The 22,602-nt window shown below is 63.9% G+C and carries 19 protein-coding genes and 1 tRNA gene; 8 read left to right on the top strand and 12 right to left on the bottom strand.

All coding sequences use genetic code 11. The features are described from left to right. Positions 1–15 precede the first annotated feature (15 nt). Positions 16–456, top strand: coding sequence for a DUF6628 family protein (locus RUH75_RS02840; protein WP_313801982.1), 441 nt, complete (start codon positions 16–18; stop codon positions 454–456). On the opposite strand, the gene RUH75_RS02835 is transcribed toward RUH75_RS02840, so the two are convergent. Together RUH75_RS02835 and RUH75_RS02830 are read right to left on the bottom strand one after the other, a co-directional pair. After that, positions 441–1,757 carry an AmpG family muropeptide MFS transporter gene (locus RUH75_RS02835; RefSeq protein WP_313801980.1) on the bottom strand — a complete coding sequence of 439 codons (1,317 nt, stop codon included), beginning with the start codon at positions 1,755–1,757 and terminating at the stop codon, positions 441–443. The genes RUH75_RS02840 and RUH75_RS02835 overlap by 16 nt on opposite strands. Positions 1,758–1,895: 138 nt before the next feature. Next, a complete protein-coding gene (locus RUH75_RS02830; protein WP_313801978.1) occupies positions 1,896–2,360 on the bottom strand; it encodes a response regulator in 465 nt (154 codons plus the stop codon). A gap of 161 nt (positions 2,361–2,521) precedes the next feature. On the opposite strand from RUH75_RS02830, the gene RUH75_RS02825 reads away from it, so the two are divergent. Both RUH75_RS02825 and rsmD read left to right on the top strand, forming a co-directional pair. After that, positions 2,522–3,436: a pseudouridine synthase gene (locus RUH75_RS02825; protein ID WP_313801976.1), complete on the top strand. Its 915-nt coding sequence runs from the start codon at positions 2,522–2,524 to the stop codon at positions 3,434–3,436. After that, the gene (gene rsmD, locus RUH75_RS02820; protein ID WP_313801974.1) at positions 3,433–3,972 is read left to right on the top strand and encodes a 16S rRNA (guanine(966)-N(2))-methyltransferase RsmD; all 540 of its coding nucleotides are present in this window, start codon (positions 3,433–3,435) and stop codon (positions 3,970–3,972) included. The genes RUH75_RS02825 and rsmD overlap by 4 nt, the downstream gene beginning before the upstream one ends. Here the strand turns inward: rsmD and RUH75_RS02815 are convergent. From RUH75_RS02815 to RUH75_RS02805, 3 genes are all read right to left on the bottom strand, one after another. Next, a complete protein-coding gene (locus tag RUH75_RS02815; RefSeq protein ID WP_046762780.1) occupies positions 3,969–4,418 on the bottom strand; it encodes a globin domain-containing protein in 450 nt (149 codons plus the stop codon). The genes rsmD and RUH75_RS02815 overlap by 4 nt on opposite strands. Positions 4,419–4,687: 269 nt before the next feature. Next, entirely contained in the window at positions 4,688–5,152 is a 465-nt protein-coding gene (locus RUH75_RS02810; protein ID WP_409592309.1) for a Fe-S oxidoreductase, read from the bottom strand. Between the two features lie 126 nt (positions 5,153–5,278). Then, positions 5,279–5,674: a GFA family protein gene (locus RUH75_RS02805; protein WP_313801969.1), complete on the bottom strand. Its 396-nt coding sequence runs from the start codon at positions 5,672–5,674 to the stop codon at positions 5,279–5,281. 104 nt (positions 5,675–5,778) lie between these two features. Here RUH75_RS02805 and RUH75_RS02800 point away from each other — a divergent pair, with 104 nt between their 5' ends. Next, entirely contained in the window at positions 5,779–8,055 is a 2,277-nt protein-coding gene (locus RUH75_RS02800) for an ATP-dependent helicase (RefSeq protein ID WP_313801967.1), read from the top strand. A gap of 104 nt (positions 8,056–8,159) precedes the next feature. Here the strand turns inward: RUH75_RS02800 and alaS are convergent, their stop codons facing one another. Then, positions 8,160–10,814 (bottom strand): alanine--tRNA ligase, encoded by a 2,655-nt coding sequence (alaS, locus tag RUH75_RS02795; protein WP_313801965.1) that lies wholly within the window; start codon positions 10,812–10,814, stop codon positions 8,160–8,162. Positions 10,815–10,913: 99 nt separating this feature from the next. Then, a complete protein-coding gene (locus RUH75_RS02790; RefSeq protein WP_313801963.1) occupies positions 10,914–13,007 on the bottom strand; it encodes a malate synthase G in 2,094 nt (697 codons plus the stop codon). Between the two features lie 91 nt (positions 13,008–13,098). On the opposite strand from RUH75_RS02790, the gene RUH75_RS02785 reads away from it, so the two are divergent. From RUH75_RS02785 to RUH75_RS02770, 4 genes are all read left to right on the top strand, one after another. Continuing rightward, entirely contained in the window at positions 13,099–14,022 is a 924-nt protein-coding gene (locus RUH75_RS02785) for a LysR family transcriptional regulator (protein WP_313801961.1), read from the top strand. 10 nt (positions 14,023–14,032) lie between these two features. Further along, positions 14,033–16,300 carry an NADP-dependent malic enzyme gene (locus tag RUH75_RS02780; RefSeq protein WP_313801959.1) on the top strand — a complete coding sequence of 756 codons (2,268 nt, stop codon included), beginning with the start codon at positions 14,033–14,035 and terminating at the stop codon, positions 16,298–16,300. A 92-nt stretch (positions 16,301–16,392) separates the two neighbouring features. Then, the gene (locus RUH75_RS02775) at positions 16,393–17,055 is read left to right on the top strand and encodes a L,D-transpeptidase family protein (RefSeq protein ID WP_313801957.1); all 663 of its coding nucleotides are present in this window, start codon (positions 16,393–16,395) and stop codon (positions 17,053–17,055) included. 118 nt (positions 17,056–17,173) lie between these two features. Next, positions 17,174–18,385, top strand: coding sequence for an MFS transporter (locus RUH75_RS02770; RefSeq protein ID WP_313801955.1), 1,212 nt, complete (start codon positions 17,174–17,176; stop codon positions 18,383–18,385). Between the two features lie 7 nt (positions 18,386–18,392). Here RUH75_RS02770 and RUH75_RS02765 read toward each other — a convergent pair whose 3' ends face one another. The 5 genes from RUH75_RS02765 to lon all read right to left on the bottom strand — a co-directional run bounded on the left by RUH75_RS02765 (position 18,393) and on the right by lon (position 22,549). Next, the gene (locus RUH75_RS02765) at positions 18,393–18,926 is read right to left on the bottom strand and encodes a hypothetical protein (RefSeq protein ID WP_313801953.1); all 534 of its coding nucleotides are present in this window, start codon (positions 18,924–18,926) and stop codon (positions 18,393–18,395) included. Next, the gene (hisI, locus tag RUH75_RS02760; protein ID WP_313801951.1) at positions 18,913–19,284 is read right to left on the bottom strand and encodes a phosphoribosyl-AMP cyclohydrolase; all 372 of its coding nucleotides are present in this window, start codon (positions 19,282–19,284) and stop codon (positions 18,913–18,915) included. Before hisI ends, RUH75_RS02765 begins: the two co-directional genes overlap by 14 nt. Before the next feature lie 65 nt (positions 19,285–19,349). Continuing rightward, positions 19,350–19,426: transfer RNA gene (locus RUH75_RS02755), tRNA-His, on the bottom strand. 275 nt (positions 19,427–19,701) lie between these two features. Next, positions 19,702–19,974 (bottom strand): HU family DNA-binding protein, encoded by a 273-nt coding sequence (locus RUH75_RS02750; RefSeq protein ID WP_313801949.1) that lies wholly within the window; start codon positions 19,972–19,974, stop codon positions 19,702–19,704. 178 nt (positions 19,975–20,152) lie between these two features. Then, positions 20,153–22,549, bottom strand: a complete 2,397-nt coding sequence (lon, locus tag RUH75_RS02745) for an endopeptidase La (RefSeq protein WP_313801947.1) — start codon at positions 22,547–22,549, stop codon at positions 20,153–20,155. Between the last annotated feature and the right edge of the window lie 53 nt (positions 22,550–22,602).

Genomic DNA, 22,602 nt, shown 5'->3' with positions numbered 1-22,602 from the left:
GCAAAGGTATCCCGCATGACTTATGGAGAGTCGCCCTCCCTCAATCAGCCCACGCCGCTTCCGGGCGGCTATGGCAACCGGCTATTCCTCTATGTCATGCGCCGCATGGCAACGGCGGGCGTCAACGACGCCCATGCCGCCAACGCGATGCTGGGCGCCTTCGGCCGCAGCTACCGCCGCCCGCTGATTCTGATGCGCGCGATGATGCTGGAACTCGCCCGCACCTCCAGCCGCAAGATATTGATCGCGCCCTGCTGCTGCTCACGCATGACTGCGGATGAGGCGCTGATGATACAGGCTGTTGGCGGCGCGCTGCGCAGCCCGCGCACCGCCTATGACAATGTAGCGACGCTGATCGGCAATGATCATGCGCTGGGCGCGCTCACCTGCCTTCAGGCGGTGGCGCAGGCGCATAACGACCTTGGCCGCCCACTCGACCTTTATGCCGCGGGCTGATCGCTCGCTGCCGTCCCCACGCTGGCGTCGATCAGCCCCGCGCGCATCATCAGCCAGAACAGGATGATGCCCGGCAAAGCCAGCGCGGTGGTGAGCAGATAGAAGTCGACATAGCCGAAACGCTCGATCATCGCGCCCGCCGTAGTCCCGGTCAGGAACCGCCCGACAATGCTCGCCGCCGCCGAAATCAGCGCATATTGCGCGGCTGTGAAGCGCAGATCACATAGCGCCGAAAAATAGGCCACCACAGTTACGCCGCCAATCCCGCTGGCGAAATTCTCGAATCCGATGGCGCCCGCCATGCCCCAATTGCTCTTCCCCAGCGCAGCCAGCAAGGCAAAGCTGAAATTGGACACGCCCATCAGCAGCAGGCTGACCAGCACCGACCGCTTCATCCCCATCCGCGCATATAGCACGCCACCAACGAAAATCCCGATCAGATAGGCCCAGAAACCGATCCCCACGTCATAAATGGCGATCTCGTCATTGGTGTAGCCCATGTCGTCGAACAGCAGCCGGAAGGTCAGATTGGCGAGCGTATCCCCGATCTTGTGCAGCAGGATGAACAACAGCACCAGCCACGCCGCGCGCCGCTGGAAAAATTCGACCAGCGGCCCGGCGATCGACTGCCACACCTCGCCCGCGCCGCGCCGCGCCGTCGGCTCGCGATGCCGCTCCGGCTCGCCCAGCACCAACCCCGTCAGCATCGCAGGCAAGGCAAAAACCGCGCAGGCCAGATACGCCCCGTGCCACCCGATCCGCGCCGCCAGCACCAGCGCCAACGCGCCCGCCGCGACCGATCCGATGCGCCAGCCATATTGCGACATGCCGGACCCAACGCCCAGTTGTTCAGGCTTCAAAGTCTCGATCCGATAGGCATCGATCACGATGTCGAAGGTCGCCCCGGCCACGCCGACCAAAATCGCCGCATAGGCTGTTTCCAACAGGCTGGTCGACGGATCGACCAAGGCCAGATTGGCCACCGCCGCCATCACCAGCAGCCCGGCCACCAGCAGCCAGCTCACCCGCTGTCCCAAACGCCCAATCACCGGCAGGTGAACGCCATCGACCACCCAGGCCCACAGCCATTTGAGATTATAGACGAGAAATGCGAGGGTGAAGGCCGTCACCGCCTTCTTGTCGATCCCGTCCTGCGCCAGCCGCGTGGTGAGCGTGGCGCCGATCATCGCATAGGGAAAGCCAGATGATATACCGAGAAAAAAGGCCCCCAAGGGCGCCTTCTGAACATAGGGTTTCACCGCATCCAGCCAGCTTGCCGATCCCTTGGCGATATCAGTCATAAATGCGGAGCGCCCCCGATGGTCCTTATCGACATCACCATATGGCCAAACGCCACCGAAACAACCGCATAAAAAATCCTTCTCCCTCAAGGAAGAAGGGTATGAAGGCCGGGCCGGGTCCGGATGAGGGTAGGCGGATCACCGCCAGCCTGCATCCTCGAACAGATGCAACCCCTCCGGAAAACGTGGCAGTGCTTTTCCGCGCAACAAAGCGTCCAGCACATCGATCGCCGCCAGCAAATCCCGCGGCGCATAGGGCTTCGCCAGACACCCCAGAGCCATCTCCGGCGCATCCACGGGACAAGTGCCGGTCACGAACAGCACCGACACGCCCTTGCCCGCTGCAAAACGCGCCAGATCAAGTCCGGTCTTTTTGCCATGCAATGTCACATCCGCGATCACCAGATCGACGGTTTCTTCCTCGATCACGTGAACGGCATGCGCATAATCATCGACCGTCGCGGCTATCTTATAGCCCGCCATTTCCAGCACATGCTCATTGTCGAAAGCAACCAGCGGCTCATCCTCCACCACCAGCACGCTGCGAATGGCCTTCCGGCGTCCCTTCGCCCCGACTTCCCCTTTGACCAGTCCGAAAAACATTTGCCGATCCGCCCCATTTGCGCCATTCAGCCGACCAACGTGCAATGCCCCGACAGGGTTTCCCATGGTCCCCGCATACAGGCGCGGGGGCAGCACCATTCGTCAATTTCCTGGCTCTCCCGATATGGGAACGCCGTCCCGTTTTGAAAAGGAACTCTTCCGTGGAACCGCCGAAAAAATCTGGACCGCCCCGCCGGTCGGGGCCCGGCGGTCCCAAGCGCCCCACGGGCGCCAGAACCACGCCCGGATCACGCCCGGCCCGCCCGTCTTTCGGGAAGGCGAAAACCGGCCCCGCCAAGCCGGCAAACCCGCATCCGGCCCGCGCCGCCGCTGCCGCCAGCGGCAAGAATGAGCCGCAACGCATCGCCAAACTCCTGGCCCGCGCCGGCATCGCGTCGCGCCGTGAGATCGAAAGGATGATCGAGGAAGGCCGCATCACCCTCAACGGCGAAGCGCTCATCACCCCCGCAACGCTCCTGACCTCGCTCCACGGCGTAGCGGTCGACGGAACCCCGGTCGCGGCGCCCGCCCCCACGCGCCTGTTCCTCTTCCACAAGCCATCGGGCTTCCTGACCACCGAACGCGATCCGCGCGGTCGCCCCACCATCTACGACAAGCTGCCCGCCGACCTGCCGCGCGTCATGCCCATCGGCCGTCTCGACATGACGACCGAAGGCTTGCTGCTGCTCACCACTGATGGAGAGTTCAAGCGCCAGATGGAGCTTCCTTCCACCGGCGTGCCCCGCACCTACCGGGCGCGCGCGTTCGGTGAAGTCAGCCAGAACCAGCTTGAAGACCTGTTCGAAGGCATAGAGATCGACGGCATCCGCTATGGCCAGATCGAAGCCAATCTGGAACGCCGCACCGGCCGCAACCAGTGGATCGAAATGACCCTGACCGAAGGCAAGAACCGCGAAGTCCGTCGGGTTCTCGAACATCTCGGCCTTCAGGTGAACCGCCTGATCCGCACCAGCTACGGCCCCTTTCATCTGGGTGAACTGGCATCCGGCGCGGTCGAGGAAGTGCGCCAACACGATCTCATCCTCTTCCGCAAGGGCCTGAAGGCGTCGCAATGAGGATCATCGCAGGCCAATGGCGCGGTCGCCCGCTGGTCGCGCCCAAGGGCGACGCCACGCGTCCGACGGCAGACCGCACCCGCGAAACGCTCTTTTCGATGCTGCTAAGCCGTGTCGGCTCCTTCGAGGGGCTGAACGTAGGGGATTTCTTCGCAGGCTCGGGCGCGCTGGGTTTCGAAGCCCTGTCACGCGGCGCAGCAAGCTGCCTCTTCGTGGAACAGGACCGCGCCGCGCTGGATGCGATCCACGCCAATGGCCACAAACTCGGCCTCCGCCCCGACATCCGCCAGAGCAGCGTCCTGTCCCTCGGCCCGACGAACAAGCCGCTGGACCTGATCTTCATGGACCCACCCTATAATAGCGGCGCGGGATCGGTCGCGCTCGACAAGCTCAGCCGTCTCGGCTGGACCGGCCCCGCAAGCTGGATCAGCGTGGAAACCGACCGCCGCGAGGATGTAGTGGTCAAGGGCTTCACCGTCGAAGCAACCCGCGACGTCGGCAAAGCCCGCCTGACCCTTCTGCGCGCAGAGGCTTAAGCCGCCTCCGCATCCTCATAAGCCTGCGCTTCCTTGCCGATCAGGATATTGGCAAGGAACCAATAGGCCTGGCCCCAGGCATTCAGCACGGCGTCGGTCGCCACCTCAGCCCCCAGCACGTCCCGGATCGCCGGCAGCAGCGCCTCGGCCACCTTGGGATAGTGCTCCGCCTTCACGCCGGTTTCGACATGCCGCTGCACCATCCGCGCGACCGCGCCGTCCAAAGCCTGCAACTTGTCGATATTCTCGGCATAGCCCAGGATCGCCGCTGCCAGCCGCTTGGGCTGCTCGCCGCTTTCCTGCGCTGCCTGGTCGAACATGTCCTTGATCGATGCATCCTGAAACAGCCGCGCGTACATGGCCGTCGTGATCTCCACCCCATGCTTGCGCAGCGCGGGCGCGGTAGCCTTGACGATGGCGATGGTGTCGGCGGTCAGCTGGGTCATTTATGCACCTTCTTTCAGAGTGTTTCGAGGCAGCCAGGAGCGCCGGCGACCTGGAAATCGCGGTAACGAAGAGACTCGATAAAGGTGCATTTATGCTACATCTTTTAAGATGTAAATAGGATGAATGTTTTAAAGCGAACGTGGCCTCTTGCCTAAAAGCATCCTCCGCCGCCTTCCTGGCTATACCCATCAGCACAGCCTGGCCGACGCCGCTCGCGACCGGACCGGGCTGGCGGCCATCCTCGCCGCCTTGCCCGACCCTGCCGCCGTTACCGACGCTTGCGCATAGACCGGGGCGCTTCGCCCGGATTGATGCAGCTGTCCTGCACCGTCCTGCTGCACAGCGGATAATCCTTCTTCTCGGTCGGCGGGGGCGTCATGTTGCCGCCTACGGTCGCCGGATTGGCCGAAGTCCCGACCGGTGCCGAAGAATCCCGCGGCACGTCGGCCGGCGCCGGCCGCATTCCCGTATCGGGCGGCACCGCTCCTGTAGGCTGACCCGCATTCGGATCAGCGCCCGGAGGCGGCGTGGCGGGCATGGCAGGCGTTGCCGGGGCGGTCCCCGGATCGGCAGGCATGGCCGGAGTCGCAGGCGTCGCACCCTGGTCCGGCGGAGGCGGCATATCGGTGGCGGGCGGTTGTGTCGAAGCCGGCATGTCCTGCGCGACCGCAAAGTCGGCCACACCAGTACCAAAGGCCAGCATGGCCGCACCCGCCAACAGGATCGATTTCATCGGGAACATCCTTTCCTTCTTCTTCACCCCGTTCTGCCGCTTGGGCTGAAGAGAAGAACCGGACTCGTGACGCCAACGTTCCGGCCACGGCGACGAACCGTGGCGCACACGCCGCCAGATGATCCACTAAGCCTCAGGATAGCGCTCGAATTTCGGCAATTCATGAACCGTCGCCATCCACGGCACTGCCTCGGCGAATTGCACATGAATGGCTGGCGGAAAGAGCGATTGGTCATCCAGCGTCGCCGTCTGGATGTCCACCATGCCGGGAAAGGCCACGGCGTTGCGATAAAACAACCCCGTCCCGCATGCCCCGCAAAATTCCCGCGTCACATTGTCGGATGATCGATAAGCCACCGGTTCCCCGCGCACCGTCACCATATTTTCGGGGAACAACGCCCAGCCCACCATCGGGGCTCCGGCACTTTTCCGGCAGTCCGAACAATGACAAAGCGCGCTATACGCTGGCTCGCCCTGTGCTTCATATTGGATCGCCCCGCATTGGCACCGTCCCGAAACCATGGCCTTTCTCCTTGCATGATTCTCTTTTTGTTCTCATAAATCGCGCCACGCCGCAAGGCGGCTTGCCCTTGCCCCCGCAACCCGCGCACCCTAGTTGATGGCCCATGACCCTGCCCGCCCCCTCGCCCGACGATCCCGCCTATCTTCAGGGCCTCAACGAACCCCAGCGGGAGGCCGTGCTCACTATTGAAGGTCCGGTGCTGGTCCTCGCGGGCGCGGGGACGGGCAAGACCGCCGCGCTTACCGCCCGTCTTGCGCATCTGATCGCCACCCGCCGCGCCTACCCATCGGAAATCCTCGCCGTCACCTTCACCAACAAGGCGGCGCGGGAGATGCGCGAACGCGTCGGCCGCATGATCGGCCCGGCGGTCGAGGGCATGCCCTGGCTCGGCACCTTCCACGCCATCGCCGCCAAGATGCTGCGCCGCCATGCCGAACTGGTCGGCCTGCAATCCAATTTCACCATCCTCGACACCGACGACCAGCTTCGCCTGATGAAACAGCTCATCCAGGCCGAGGGGATTGACGAAAAGCGCTGGCCCGCTCGCCAGCTCGCGGGCCTCATCGACCAATGGAAGAATCGCGGCTGGACTCCGGAGGAGATCGGCGCAGGCGAAAGCGAGGGCTATGCCAATGGCCGGGGCCAGAAGCTCTATGCCGCCTATCAAGCCCGTCTGCGTGACGTAAATGCCTGTGATTTCGGTGACTTGCTCCTGCATGTTCTAACGATTCTGAAACGCCACCGCGATGTGTTGGAAAGCTATCAACAGCGCTTCCGCTATATCATGGTTGACGAATATCAGGACACGAACAGCAGCCAATATCTCTGGCTCCGCCTGCTCGCCCAAAGCGCCAAGAACATCTGCTGCGTCGGTGATGACGACCAGTCCATCTATTCATGGCGCGGCGCAGAAGTCGCCAATATCCTGCGGTTCGAAAAGGATTTTCCGGGCGCCAAGATCGTCCGCCTCGAACAGAATTACCGCTCGACCCCGCACATCCTGGGCGCAGCGTCCGGCGTGATCGCGGAAAATGGCAACCGCCTCGGCAAGACGCTCTGGACCGAAATCGACGTGGGCGAGAAGGTCCGCATCATAGGCGTCTGGGACGGCCCGGAGGAAGCCCGCCGCGTCGGAGACGAAATCGAATCGATCGAACGCAGCGGCCAGTCGCTGGACGAAGTCGCCATTCTCGTCCGCGCCCAGCATCAGACCCGCGAATTCGAAGACCGCTTCATCCAGATCGGCCTGCCCTATCGCATCGTCGGCGGCTTCCGCTTCTATGAGCGCGCCGAAATCCGGGACGCTCTGGCCTATCTGCGCCTCGTCAACCAACCCGCCGACGACCTCGCCTTCGAACGGATCGTCAACGTCCCCAAACGCGGGCTGGGCGACAAGGCGGTCGAGAAACTCCACCGCCTAGCCCGCGCGGAGGGCATCCCGCTGGCGCTCGCCGCGGCGCGCATCCTCGACACGGACGAGATGACCCCGCAGGCCCGCCGCAGCCTTGGCGCCTTCATCGGCGACCTCGCCCGCTGGCGCGACCGCGCGGCGCAACTGCCCCATGCGGAACTCGCGCGCCAGATTCTCGATGAAAGCGGCTACACGGCGATGCTCCAGGCCGAGCGCACTGCCGAAAGCGCGGGCCGCCTCGAAAACCTCAATGAACTCACCCGCGCCATGGAGGAATATGAGACGCTGGGCGCGTTCCTCGAACATGTGTCGCTGGTCATGGACAATGAGGCGCAGGCGGACGAGCGCAAGGTCACGATCATGACCATCCACGCCGCCAAGGGGCTGGAGTTCGACACGGTATTTCTCGCGGGCTGGGAGGAGGGCATCTTCCCTTCCCAGCGCGCCCTCGATGAAGGCGGATTGAACTCGCTGGAGGAGGAGCGACGCCTCGCCTATGTCGCGCTCACCCGCGCGCGGAAACGCTGCATCGTCCTCCACGCCGCCAATCGCCGCATCTACGGCCAGTGGACCAGTTCCATCCCCTCGCGCTTCGTGGGCGAACTGCCGCCCGAACATGTGGAGGAGGAAAGCAGCATGTCCGGCGGCGCCTCGCTCTGGCGCGCCAACTGGTCGGAACGCGCTGACCCCTTCGCCAATGTCCAGCGCGGCTCCAGCCGAGGCCCCGGCTGGCAACGCGCCCAGCAAAGCGGCCAGTTCGTGAAAGAACCCGTCCGAATCATAGAGGCCCGCGCCTCAGCGGTATCGCTGGGCAACAAGGGCCGCGACGACATGAGCGTGGGCCTGCGCATCTTCCACCAGAAATTCGGCTACGGCACCGTCGCGGAGATCGAAGGCAACAAGCTGGAGATCGACTTCGAAACAGCGGGACGGAAACGGGTGATGGACAGCTTCGTTCAGCCTGTTTGAGCCGTCCTCGCCTCACCTTTTCGTCATCCCCGCGAAGGCAAAACGTCAGCCAATGGCCAATGCAGGACATCCCCCTCCCGCAGGCGGGAGGGGGATTTTCAGATTTACGCCGAGGCGTTGGCCAGGGTGATCTTGACGGCTTCGATCGCAGCCTGCGCCTTATCGCCATCGGGGCCGCCGCCTTGTGCCATGTCGGGGCGGCCTCCACCGCCCTTGCCGCCCAACGCTTCCACGCCCGCGCGGACCAGATCGACGGCGCTGATGCTGCCCTTCAGGTCGTCGGTGACGCCGACCGCGATGGTGGCCCGGCCGTCGACCACGGCGAGGACGGCGGACACGCCGCTGCCCAGAGTCGCCTTGTTCTGGTCGACCAGGCCGCGCAGTTCCTTCGGGTCAAGGCCTTCGATCACCTGGCCGATGAAACTGGTTGCGCCGACCTTTTCGGGGCCAGCGGCCTGGGCAGAACCGCCGCCGCCGAGGGCAAGTGCCTTCTTCGCTTCGGCCAGTTCGCGTTCGAGCTTGCGGCTCTGTTCGACCAGCGCGGCGATGCGGGCGGGAACTTCCTCCGGCGTCGTCTTGAGCGCGGCGGCGGACTGGCGCAGGCGGTCTTCGCGGTCGGAGAGCCAGAGGCGCGCGGCCTCGCCGGTCAGTGCTTCGATGCGGCGGACGCCGGATGAAACCGCCGATTCCGATATGATCTTGAAGATCGCGATGTCGCCGGTCGCGCGGACATGGGTGCCGCCGCACAGCTCAACCGAATAGCTGTGCGCATCGCCCTTCCCCATGGAAAGGACGCGGACTTCATCGCCATATTTCTCCCCGAACAGCGCCATGGCGCCTGCCTGAATGGCGTCATCGGGCGTCATCAGACGGGTCGTCACCGCTTCATTGTGGCGAATCTGTTCGTTCACCTGCGCCTCGATCGCGGCGATCTGGCTATGGGTCAGCGCTTCGGGGTGCGAGAAGTCGAAGCGGAGGCGCTCCGGCGCGACGAGGCTGCCCTTTTGCGTGACATGTGCGCCCAGTTCGTTGCGCAGCGCGGCGTGCAGCAAATGAGTGGCGCTGTGGTTGGAACGGATGCGGTCGCGGCGATGGGTGTCGACGCTCAAATGGACGGTGTCGCCAACCTTGATCTTGCCCGCGCCAATCTTTGCCCTGTGGGCGTGGAGGCGGCCGAGCGGCTTGGCCGTGTCTTCGACATCCGCGACGAGGCCCGCCTGTGACGAGATGGTGCCGGCGTCGCCCATCTGCCCGCCGCTTTCCCCGTAGAAGGGCGTCTGGTTGGTGATGATGGTGACGTCATCGCCCGGCCCCGCCGCATCAATGCGCGCGCCGTCCTTCACCAGCGCGAGCACTTCGCCCTCGCCCACCGTCGCGGTGTAGCCGATGAATTCGGTGCTGCCGGTGGTTTCGGCAATGTCGAACCAGATTTCGTCCGACGCCTTTTCGCCCGACCCCTTCCAAGCCGCGCGGGCGGCGGCCTTCTGCTCGGCCATCGCCTTGTCGAAGCCTTCGCGGTCGACGCCAAGGCCCCGCGAGCGGAGCGCGTCTTCGGTCAGGTCATAGGGGAAGCCGTAGGTATCGTAGAGCTTGAACGCGGTTTCGCCGGGCAGCGTGCCGCCTTCGGAAAGGTCGCCGGTTGCTTCGTCGAGCAGCTTCAGGCCCTTTTCCAGCGTCTGGCGGAAGCGGGTTTCCTCGCGCAGCAGCGTTTCCTCGATCAGCGGCTGGGCGCGGACCAGTTCCTGATAGGCACCGCCCATTTCGGAGACAAGGCTGGGCACCAGGCGGTGCATCAACGGTTCCTTCGCGCCGATGATATGCGCGTGGCGCATGGCGCGGCGCATGATGCGGCGCAGGACATAGCCACGGCCTTCATTCGCGGGCAGCACGCCGTCGGCGATCAGGAAGCTGGTCGAGCGGAGATGGTCCGCGATGACGCGGTGGCTAGCCTGATGCTCGCCATCGATGGCGGTTCGGGTCAGCGCGCCCGATTCCTCAATCAGCGCCTTGAACGTGTCGGTGTCGTAATTGTTATGGACGCCTTGCAGGACCGCCGCGATGCGTTCCAGCCCCATGCCGGTGTCGATGCTGGGCTTGGGCAGTTCGGAGACGATCTCGTTCGCTTCCTGCTCATATTGCATGAAGACGAGGTTCCATATCTCGACGAAGCGGTCGCCATCCTCTTCCGGGCTTCCCGGAGGGCCGCCCCAGATATGATCGCCATGGTCGTAGAAGATTTCCGAGCAAGGCCCACAAGGACCACTATCGCCCATCGCCCAGAAATTATCCTTGGTCGGAATGCGGATGATCCGGTGTTCGGGCAGGCCGGCGATCTTCTTCCACAGGTCGAAAGCTTCATCGTCCGTGTGATAGACGGTGGCGGTCAGCTTTTCCGCCGGGAGGCCCCATTCCCGGGTCAGCAGGGTCCAGGCATGATGGATCGCCTGTTCCTTGAAATAGTCGCCGAAGCTGAAATTGCCCAGCATTTCGAAGAAGGTGTGGTGGCGCGCGGTGTAGCCGACATTGTCGAGATCATTATGCTTGCCGCCAGCGCGGACCGACTTCTGGCTGGACGTCGCCTTGTTATAGGGGCGGGATTCGAGGCCCGTGAAGACATTCTTGAACGGCACCATGCCCGCATTGACGAACATCAGCGTTGGGTCGTTGTGCGGCACCAGAGGCGCTGAAGGGACGATGGTGTGGCCGTTGGCCCCGAAATAGTCGAGGAACGAGCGGCGAATGTCGTTGGTCGATGTCATGAGGGGCGATTTAGTTGGAACCGGCCCGGCGCACAAGCGGGGCTTTTCGTCGGATCGCATGGGAAATGCGGCCGGGCGTTTCACCCGGCCGCATTTCATTCAATTCGCGGCCTTCGCCAACGCGCGATATTTGTGCAGCAGCGGCTCGGTATAGCCATTGGGCTGCGCCACGCCTTCGAAGACGAGGGCGCGGGCCGCCTGCCAGGCAAGGCTGTCCGGATTGCCGCTCATCGGCTGGTAAAGTGGGTCGGTCGCGTTCTGGGCGTCGACCTTGGCCGCCATGCGGGTGAAGGCGGCGTCGATCTGATCGCTCGTGCAAACCCCATGGAGCAGCCAGTTCGCCATATGCTGCGAGGAAATGCGCAACGTGGCGCGGTCTTCCATCAGGCCGATATCGTGGATGTCGGGAACCTTGGAGCATCCGACGCCCTGATCGATCCAGCGGACGACATAGCCCAGGATGCCCTGCGCATTATTGTCAAGTTCGTGGGTGATTTCCTCCTCCGACCAGTTGTGCCCTCTCGCGACCGGGATGGTCAGCAGGCGGTCGATGGAGGCGATGGCTTCGGCCTTGCGCTCGGCCTGACGGGCGAAGACGTCGATGGCGTGATAGTGCGTCGCATGCAGCGTCGCCGCCGTGGGGGACGGAACCCAGGCGGTGTTGGCGCCGCTTTTCGGGTGGCCGACCTTCTGGTCGAGCATGTCGGCCATGCGATCCGGCGCGGCCCACATGCCCTTGCCGATCTGGGCACGGCCGGACAGACCGCAGGCGAGGCCGATCTGGACGTTGCGGTCCTCATAGGCGGCGATCCAGTCGGACGTCTTGATCTCGCCCTTGCGGATCATCGGACCCGCGCGCATCGCCGTGTGCATCTCGTCACCTGTACGGTCGAGGAAGCCGGTGTTGATGAAGACGATGCGGTTTTTGACGGCCTCGATACAGGCGGCGAGATTGGCGGAGGTGCGGCGTTCCTCATCCATTACGCCAACCTTGAGGGTGTGGCGGGCAAGGCCCAGCAGATCCTCGATCGCATCGAACAGGCGATTGGTGAAGCCGACTTCCTCCGGGCCATGCATCTTGGGCTTGACGATATAGACGCTGCCGGCGCGGCTGTTGCCGCCGTCACGCTGAAGGTCGTGCATGGCGATGAGCGTCGTGACGATGCCGTCGAGTATGCCTTCGGGCGCCTCGGCTCCGTTGGGGAGAAGGAGGGCGGGCGTGGTCATCAGATGGCCGACATTGCGGACGAACAACAGGCTGCGCCCCGGCAGGGTGAAGGCGCTGCCGTCGGGCGCGGTATAGGCGCGGTCCGGATTGAGGGCGCGGGTCATCATCGCGCCGTTCTTCTCGAAACTGTCCTTGAGGTCGCCCTGCATCAGGCCGAGCCAGTTGGCATAGGCGGCGACCTTGTCCTCCGCATCGACGGCGGCGACCGAGTCTTCAAGGTCGCAGATGGTGGTGAGCGCCGATTCGAGGATGACGTCGGCGATGCCGGCCGGGTCGTCCTTGCCGATCGGGTGGTTGCGGTCGAAGACGACTTCGATGTGCAGGCCATTGTGGCGGAACAGGCGGCCCTTTTCGCTTCGGCCGCGATATTGGGTCGGGTCGGCCAGTTGAATGTCGTCGCTCGTCAGTGCTGCCCATGAGCCGTTCGCCAGCGGGATCGCTTCGTCGAGGAAGGACTTGGCCCAGTCGATGACCTGCGCGCCGCGTGTCGGATCATAGCCCTTGCCCGAAGCAGCGCCCGGCAGGGCATCGGTGCCGTAAAGCGCGTCATAGAGGCTGCCCCAGCGTGCATTGGCGGCGTTCAGCAGGAAGCGCGCGTTGAGGATCGGGACGACCAGCTGCGGCCCGGCAAGACGCGCGACCTCGTCATCGACATTCTCGCTGCCGATCTGGAACGGCGCGGGTTCGGGGACGAGATAGCCGATTTCCTGGAGGAAATGGCGCAGCGCCGGGGTGTCGATGGGCTGGCCCGCGCGCCCATCATAATAGCTGTCGATCTGCGCTTGCAGGGTATCGCGCTTGGCGAGCAGGCGCGCATTTTCGGGAGCGAATTGCGCGAAGATCGCGGCGGTGCCCCGCCAGAAGCGGTCCGCGTCCAAGGCTGTGCCGGGGAGCGCGCGCTGCTCGATGAAGGTCGCTAATTCCTGCGCGACCTTGAGGCCCGCGCGATCGGTCATGCTGGTCATGGATGATCTCCTTTGCGGGCGACCATAGACGGGCCGCATTATGCCGTGTAGACAATATTATTCAAATTCAGATTTTCCTCTGGTGAAATAAATGATGGACCCGGATTATGACCTGCTCGCGACCATCGTGGACGAAGGCGGCATGGCGGCGGCGGGGCGGCGGCTTAACATCTCGCCTGCCATGGTGTCGAAGCGGCTGGTACGGCTGGAGGAGCGGCTGGGCACGCGATTGATCCACCGGACGACGCGACGGCTGGCTCTGACCCCGGCGGGCGAGCGCCTGCATGAGGACCTGCGCGCGATCATGGCGGCGCTGGACGACGCGGAACGGCGGGTTTCGGGGGCTTCGGCAGAGGCTTCGGGAATGCTCCGGGTGTCCGCGCCGACATCCTTTGGACGGATGCATGTCGCGCCTTATCTCGGACAGTTTCTGGAGGCGCATCCCAAGGTGCGGATGCGGATCGACCTGTCGGACGATTATGCCGATCTGTTGGCGACGCGCGCGGACCTGGCCATCCGGATCACTGCCGATCCGGGGCCGGGGCTGGCCGCGCGCAGGCTGGCGACCAATCGGCGGGTGTTGTGCGCCGCGCCCGGCTATCTCGCGAAGTACGGGATGCCGCGCACCCTCCCCGACCTCAAAAAGCACCGGCTGCTTGCGGCGGAGGGCCAATTGCCCTGGCGGCTCATCGGTCCCGGGGGCGCCATCACCGTCGAAGGCAGCAGCCATGTTCGCACCAACAGCAGCGAAATGGTGCGAGAACTGGCGCTGTCGGGGGTCGGCATCGCGCTGCGATCGCTCTGGGACGTCAGCGATGCGCTGGAGCGCCGCGAAATTCGACAGATCATGCCGGATCATGAGGGATCGGCGGATGTCGGCCTGTATGCCGTGCATCTTCCGCAGAATAATCCGCCGCTTGCCATCACTGCCTTTGTCGATTTTCTTGTCGGACTATATGCCCCCAGCCCTCCCTGGGAGCGGTCGGGCATTGCCCCGGCGGAAAAGCGGCTTTAAGGCCCATCGCATGGACGATACTACCCGCCGCGCCGCCCTGGACTATCACCGCTATCCGCAACCCGGAAAGCTGAGGATCGAACCGACCAAGCGCATGGTCAACCAGCGCGATCTGGCGCTGGCCTATTCGCCCGGCGTCGCCGCGCCCTGCGTCGACATTGCCGAAGACCCCGAAAAGGCGATGGACTATACCGCGCGCGGCAATCTGGTCGCGGTGATCTCCAACGGAACCGCCGTTCTGGGGCTGGGTTCGATCGGGGCGCTGGCGTCGAAGCCGGTGATGGAGGGCAAGGCCGTCCTCTTCAAGAAATTCGCCGATATCGACGTGTTCGACATTGAGGTCGACACCACCGACCCGGAAAAATTCATCGAGGCCGTCGCCCTGCTGGAGCCAACCTTCGGCGGCATCAATCTGGAGGATATCAAGGCGCCCGAATGTTTCGCCATCGAGGCGGAACTGAAGAAGCGGATGAACATCCCCGTCTTCCACGACGACCAGCATGGCACGGCCATCGTCGTCGCTGCCGCCGTGCGCAACGCGCTGGTGTTGCAGGGCAAGACGCTGGCCGACGCAAAGCTGGTGACGTCCGGCGCTGGCGCGGCGGCGCTGGCCTGCGTCGACCTGCTGGTATCCATGGGCCTGCCACAAGAGAATGTGACGCTGACCGACAAGGATGGCGTCATCCATTCGGAGCGCGAGGGCATGCTGCCCAACATGGCGCGCTATGCCCGCACCACCAATGCGCGCGCCCTGCCCGACGTGCTGCCGGGCGCGAACCTGTTCCTCGGCCTGTCGGCGCCGGGCGTGCTGAAGCCCGAATGGCTGCCGCTGATGGCACCCAATCCGCTGATCTTCGCGCTCGCCAATCCCGAGCCGGAAATCCGCCCCGAAGCTGCTCGCGAAGTCCGGCCCGACGCCATCATCGCCACCGGCCGCTCGGACTATCCCAATCAGGTCAACAACGTCCTGTGCTTCCCCTATATCTTCCGGGGTGCGCTGGACGCGCGGGCGACCGAGATCAACGAGGCGATGAAGGTCGCCGCCGCCGACGCCATCGCCAATCTTGCCCGCATGCCCGCCCATGACAGCGTCGCCCAGGCCTATGGCGGGCGCAAGCTGGTGTTCGGGCCGGATTACATCATCCCCACCCCGTTCGACCCGCGCCTGATCGCGGAGATCGCCTGCGCCGTCGCCAAGGCGGCAATGGACAGCGGCGTCGCCAAGAAGCATCTGGACCTTGATGTCTACAAGCGCCAGCTCGCCCAGCAAAGCACTCGTTCGGCAGGATTGATGCTGCCGGTGTTCGAGGCAACGCGCGGGTTGCAGCGGCGCATCGCCTATGGCGAAGGCGAGGATGAGCGTGTGCTGCGCGCCATTCAGGATGCGCTGGACGAAGGCATTGTCCGCCCGGTGATCGTCGCGCGGCGGCGGATATTGAAGCAGAAGCTGCCCGATCTGGGCCTGCGTTTGGAACTGGATCGCGATGTAGAGGTGGTCGATCCCGAAACCGATCATCCGTTGATGGGCGAGTTGGTGGAGGCCTATCGCGCAATCGCCGCGCGCCGCGGAGTCTCCTCGGCCGAGGTGCTGCGCCATGTCTATCGCCGGCCAAGCGTGACCGCAGCCATGCTGCTGCGCACCGGGCGGGTCGATGCCGCGCTGGTGGGCGGCAACAGCGAATATTGGGGCGAAGTCGAACATGTGCTGCGCATCATCGACCGCACGCCGGGTAGCAGCCGCGTCTACGCCCTGTCGGGCCTCATCCTCGATGCAGGCGCGCTGTTCATCACCGACACGCATATGGTGCCCGATCCGACGCCCGCGCAGATTGCCGAAATGGCGCTGCTGGGCGCGACCGAACTGAAGCATTTCGGCCTGACGCCGCGGGTAGCGCTGCTGTCCCATTCCAATTTCGGGGCGTCGCACTCGCCCAGCGCTCGCAAGATGCGAGAGGCCTTCAAGCTGGTGAAGAAGGCAGCCCCAGAGCTGATGGTCGACGGCGAGATGCATGCCGACGCGGCGCTCAGTCAGTCGCTGCGCGAACGGTTGATCCCCGATTCCCGCTTCGAAGGCTCGGCCAATCTGCTGGTCATGCCTAATCTGGATGCGGCCAACATCACCCTGACCGCGCTGTCGGCTGCATCCAGTTCGCCGACGGTCGGGCCGATGCTGATGGGCCTGGCGCAGCCGATCCATGTACTGACGCCCGGCGTCACGGCGCGCGGGATATTGAACCTGACTGCGATCGCAGCAGCCGAGGCGGAGCGCGAGGGCTGAAGTTTAACCTTTTCCCACGATAGCCTGTCGCCAATAATCCGTCATTCCCGCGAAAGCGGGGATGACGATGATCTTAAGGCGATGGAAAGCACATGGGGATTCCAACAGGCATAAAACTGGCGATCGGCGGCAGCGCGGCTGCCGTGATCCTGTTGTTAGGCCTGTCAATCGGGCGCGGACGCGATCTGAAACCGCGTCAGCCCACCAACATCCCAACGGCGAAAGCCTCTACGTCCGCCAATCTCGTCGAGCGCACCCGCGCCCAGCCCATTGCCGTCGATCCGCAGGCATTGGTGGTCAAGCGCGTTCTTCCCATCACCGGCCCCTTCCGCCATGGCGACTATGTCTGGGACGAGGGCGGCGCGCCTGCCACCGGTCCGGTCATCATCACCGTGGACCTGAAGGCCCAGACGCTTTCCGTCTTCCGCGCGGGCTATGAGATCGGATCGGCGGTCATCATCTATGGCGCGGACGACAAGCCCAGTCCGCTGGGCGCGTTCCCGATCATTCAGAAGGATGCGGATCATTATAGCCGCACCTATAATAATGCCCCCATGCCCTTCACCTTGCGGCTGACCAGCGACGGCGTCGCGATCCACGGCAGCGATGTGCGATGGGGCAATGCGACCCATGGCTGCATCGGCGTGCCCAGGCCTTTCGCCAGAAAGCTGTTCGGCGTGGCCAAGTTGGGCGATCTGGTGGTCATCACCAATGGCAGGATGCTGGACACGAGCCATGCCAGGGCCAGCGCCTGAGTTGCGCTTTCCATCGACGCAACTGCAATAAAGTCACGCAATCCACGGCTTGATTTCCATAGACAACGTTGTCATGTACGGACTTCAACCCCTATTGCATTGCACTATGGAGCAGCAGATGGCGCAGGCCAGCCGCCCCCTTTCCTCCGGTCCGGTTCATCCCGCGCTCGTCATTCTCGCGCTCGCCATGGGTGCGTTCGCGATCGGGACAACCGAATTCGCGGCGATGAGCCTGCTGCCCTTCTTCGCGGGTGATCTGGGCATCAGCGAACCGATGGCAGGCCATGCGATCAGCGCCTATGCGCTGGGCGTGGTAGTCGGCGCGCCGGTGATCGCCGTTCTGGGCGCTCGGTTGCCGCGCCGGACCTTGCTTATCGGGCTGATGGCATTGTTCGCGATCGGCAACGGATTGAGCGCCGTTTCGCCAGACTATGCGACCATGCTGCTGTTCCGCTTCCTAAGCGGCCTGCCCCATGGCGCCTATTTCGGCGTGGCGGCGCTGGTGGCGGCGTCTCTGGTGCCCAGCGACCGGCGCGCGCAGGCGGTGGCGCGGGTGATGACCGGCCTGACCGTCGCCACCGTGATCGGAGTGCCGGTGGCCAACTGGATGGGACAGGCGCTCGGCTGGCGCTGGGGCTTTGGCATTGTCGCGCTGCTGGCGATTATCACCATGATGCTGGTAACGTTCTTTGCACCACGCGATGCGGGCGATCCGCAGGCGATCCCGATGCGGGAACTGGGCGCCCTGCGGGAACCTCAGGTACTGCTGACATTGCTGACGGGGGCGGTGGGCTTTGGCGGGTTGTTCGCCGTCTATACCTATGTCGCCTCGACCATGATTTCCGTGACCCATGTGTCGGAACGGCTGGTACCCGTGATATTGGCGATCTTCGGCGTGGGCATGACGATCGGCAATCTGGTGGCGGCCTGGGCGGCGGATCGGGCACAGAGCCGGACGGGGATCATCGTGCTGCTGTGGAGCGCGGCGTCGCTGGCGCTGTTCCCGATGATGGCGGGAAATATCTGGAGCCTGTCGCTGGTCATCTTTCTGATCGGCTGCGGCGGGGGTCTGGGCAGCGTGTTGCAGACGCGACTGATGGACGTGGCAGGCGACGCGCAAACGCTGGCGGCGGCGGCGCATCACAGCGCTTTCAACGTCGCCAATGCGCTGGGGCCCTGGCTGGGCGGCGTGGCGATCTCGGCGGGCTATGGGCTGACGTCGACCGGGTGGATCGGCGCCGCGCTGGCGCTGGCTGGCCTTGCGATTTTCCTGTTCGCGCTCAACCAGCATCAACGGTCGATGCGGTTGGCGGTAGTCCCCTGCGAATGAGCAAGCGCTAATCCGGCTTGCAGAGGGGATCGCCACTGCCATTACGGACCTGAAGGGCCGAGGCGGCGTCACTGGCCACGCGTGGGAAGCTGACGCCTTCGAGCGAGCCTCTCCCCTTGCAGACGTCCGCGCACTTCATGTCGACCACGCCGGGAAGCGATATCCGGTCGCCATCATATTGGGCGACGACGATGCAATGGTCGCTGCGGGAGAAGCTCAGGATCAGCTTGTCGCCTGCGCGCCGCGCCGTCCCCCTCCCCGCGCAACTCTGATCCTCTCCGAAGGTCGCTTCCAGACCAAAGCGATAATCGCCATTCTTCGCCGGGATCACGCAGAGTAGGTCGCGGCCGGCCTCATGATCGCGCTGATAGAGGCCGATCGCCGGAATCTTCGCCGCGTCCGCGATCACGCCGGTTTCGATGGCCGCGCGTTCGAGGCCCGAACTGGTCTGGATGCCGGTTTCACGCGGGCCGGGCGCAGGTGTCGCTTCGCGCTGGCAGGCGGCGAGCAGGACCAGCGCGAAAAGGCTAGTCAGCCGCATCGACGGGGGTAAGGCCTTCCGGGCCGATGCGGCGGAAGAAGCAGGAGCGCGCGCCGGTGTGGCAGGTGGGGCCGGCCGGGACGGCCTTCACCCAGACGGCATCCTGATCGCAATCGATGCGGAGGTCGCGGACTTGCAGCATATGGCCGGACGTCTCGCCCTTCTTCCAGAGCGCCTGGCGGCTGCGCGACCAGAAATGGGCGAGGCCGGTGCCGATGGTCAGCTTCAGCGCCTGCGCATTCATATGTGCGACCATCAACACTTCGCCGCTGTCGACATGGGTGACGACGGCGGTGATCAGGCCGTCTCTGTCATATTTGGGATTGAGGGTCAGGCCCTTGTCGCGCGCTTCGTCCATGAGCGGGCTATAGAGGGCCGCGCGCCTTATGCGAAGCCCCGATTATGGGGCAGGAATGGAGAAAATGGGGCGATCGACGGGATCCGAACCCGCGACCTCCGGTACCACAAACCGGCGCTCTAACCAACTGAGCTACGATCGCCACAGGAGCAATGCCCCGTAAGAGAAGGGCGACATATGCGGCCCACCCCGCGCCGTCAAGCGGGTGCATGCGGAAAAAGGCGGGGCATCGAAATAAAAAAGAAAAGGGGCGAGAAGCTTGCCGCTTCCACCCCTTTTCCCTTGCCTTCCGAAATCGGCGCGCGCGATGAGAGTACCCTCCCTGCTGCTGCGCTACTCTCTCCGTAAAAACTTTCGCCCACCGCGACGCTGGATTAAATGGGCAAAGGCGCTCTTTCAAGAAGCGCCCTTGAACCCCTAGTTGACCGAATCCTTAAGACCCTTGCCGGCCTTGAACTTCGGTTGGGCGGATGCCTTGATCGTCATCGTTTCCCCGGTGCGCGGGTTGCGACCGGTCGAAGCCTTGCGCTGCGAAACGGAAAAAGTGCCGAAACCGACCAGGCGCACTTCGTCGCCCTTCTTCAGCGAACCGGTGATTGCGTCGAAAACGCCTTCGACGGCCTTGCTGGCGTCGCTCTTGGAAAGGCCGCTGCTTTCAGCGACTGCGCTGATAAGATCCTGCTTGTTCATGCCTTGGGAACCCCCTTCTAGCTGTTTGGATAACTTTAGGAATCGCGGCGTAGGCGGCGCAATAAGGCGCAGCTTTCCGGGCTTGTCAAAGGGAAAGCGGTGCCAATGGCTACTCAGACAAGATTTTAAGTCAAAACCCTGTCAAAGAGCCGCCGATCACGGCTTCCATAACCCCAAATCAGTGCCGGATGGAGGCTTCGCCATCCCGTCCCTGAGCCGGACTCGGCTGGGCGGCGAGGTCATCCTCCTCCGTCCAGGCAATTGCTTCCGGAGTCGAAACGAGCGCGCGGGCCAGCACCTCATCCACATGGGACACCGGAACGATCTCCAGCCCCTCCCGGATGTTGGCAGGTATCTCAGCCAGGTCCTTCTCATTTTCCTGCGGGATCAGCACCGTCTTGATGCCGCCGCGCAGGGCCGCGAGGAGCTTTTCCTTGAGCCCGCCAATGGGAAGGACACGGCCACGCAGCGTGACTTCGCCGGTCATCGCCACGTCCTTGTGCACCGGGATGCCGGTCAGCGTCGACACGATGGTCGTCACCATGCCGATGCCCGCCGACGGGCCATCCTTGGGCACCGCGCCTTCTGGAAGGTGGATGTGAATATCCTTGCGGATGAAGATATTGGGCTTGATCCCATAGCCGGGCGAACGCGCCTTCACATAGGAGAAGGCGGCCTGAACCGACTCGTTCATGACCTCGCCCAGCTTGCCGGTGGTCCTGATCGCGCCCTTGCCGGGGACCGTCACCGCCTCGATGGTCAGCAGTTCGCCGCCCACTTCGGTCCAGGCCAGCCCCGTCACCGCGCCGATCTGATGCTCTTCCTCACCCACGCCATGGCGGAACTTCCGGACGCCTGCATAGTCGGCGAGGTTTTCCGGCGTGATCGTCACCTTGTCATAGGCGCCTTCGAGAATCTTGCGCAGCGCCTTGCGGGCGAGGCGCGCCACCTCGCGTTCCAGCGTGCGGACGCCCGCCTCCCGCGTATAATAGCGGATCAGATCGCGCACCGCGTCTTCGGTGACTTCGAACTCGCCTTCCTTGAGGCCGTGGGCGTCGATCTGCTTGGGCAACAGATGCCGCTGGGCGATCTCGACCTTCTCATCCTCTGTATAGCCTTCGAGCCGGATGATCTCCATGCGGTCGAGCAAGGGCTGCGGCAGGTTGAGCGAGTTGGCCGTCGTCACGAACATCACGTCCGAAAGATCGACGTCGATCTCCAGATAATGATCCTGGAACTTGCTGTTCTGTTCGGGGTCCAGCACCTCCAGCAGCGCCGAGGCCGGATCGCCGCGGAAATCCTGACCCAGCTTGTCGATCTCGTCCAGCAGGAAGAGCGGGTTCATCGTCCCCGCCTTCTTGAGGTTGGTCACGATCTTGCCCGGGAGCGAGCCGATATAGGTCCGCCTGTGGCCGCGGATTTCCGCTTCGTCACGCACGCCGCCCAGCGACTGGCGCACGAATTCACGGCCCGTCGCTTTCGCAATGCTGCGACCAAGCGAGGTCTTGCCGACGCCCGGAGGGCCGACAAGGCACAGGATCGGGCCTTTCAGCTTGTTGGTGCGCGCCTGGACGGCCAGATATTCGATGATCCGGTCCTTGACCTTCTCCAGCGCGAAATGATCCTCGTCCAGGATCGCCTGCGCCTTCTTGAGATCGGTCTTGACCTTGCCCTTCTTGCCCCAGGGAAGCCCCAGCAGCACGTCGAGATAGTTGCGCACCACCGTCGCTTCGGCCGACATGGGCTGCATGCCCTTGAGCTTCTTCAGCTCGGCCGTCGCCTTGGCGCGGGCTTCCTTGCTGAGCTTCGCCTTGGCGATCTTCTCGGTGAGTTCGGCAAGTTCATCGCCCTCCTCACCCTCGCCATTGCCCAGTTCCCGCTGGATCGCCTTCAACTGCTCGTTCAGATAATATTCGCGCTGGGTCTTCTCCATCTGCCGCTTCACGCGGCCGCGAATCTTCTTCTCGACCTGCAACACGCCCAGTTCGCCTTCCATGAAGGCGAACACCATTTCGAGGCGCTTGACCGGATCGGCCTCGACCAGCAGCGACTGCTTGTCGGCGACCTTGACGTTGATATTGGCGGCGACCGCATCGGCCAGACGCCCCGCATCCTCGATCTCACGCAGCTGCACCGGGGTTTCGGCGGGCAGCTTCTTGTTGAGCTTGGCGTAATTTTCGAACTGCTCTGCCACGGAGCGCATCAGCGCGGCGGCTTCCGGCCCTTCGGCAGCCAGTTCATCGACCTGGCTCACTGCCGCGATCATATGCCCTTCGGCGTTGCTGATGCCGTCGAGGCGGGCGCGCTGCTTGCCCTCCACCAACACGCGAACCGTGCCGTCGGGCAGCTTCAGCAATTGCAGCACGACCGCGATCACGCCGGTGTCATAGAGCGAATCCTGACCCGGATCATCCTCTGCGGGGTCCAGCTGGGAAACGAGGAAGATTTCCTTGTCGCCCTCCATCGCCGCTTCCAGCGCGGACACACTTTTGTCGCGACCCACGAACAGCGGCACGATCATCTGCGGAAAGACGACGATGTCGCGCAGCGGAAGAAGGGGATATTGCGTAGTCATTCACTCTCCAGGGCGATCATGTCAGCCCGATGATGCGGTTCATCGCCTTTATG

Origin of the sequence: Sphingobium sp. (genome assembly GCF_032153725.1) — a bacterium.
Taxonomy (GTDB): domain Bacteria; phylum Pseudomonadota; class Alphaproteobacteria; order Sphingomonadales; family Sphingomonadaceae; genus Sphingobium.
This window is presented reverse-complemented; position numbering and strand designations above follow the sequence as displayed.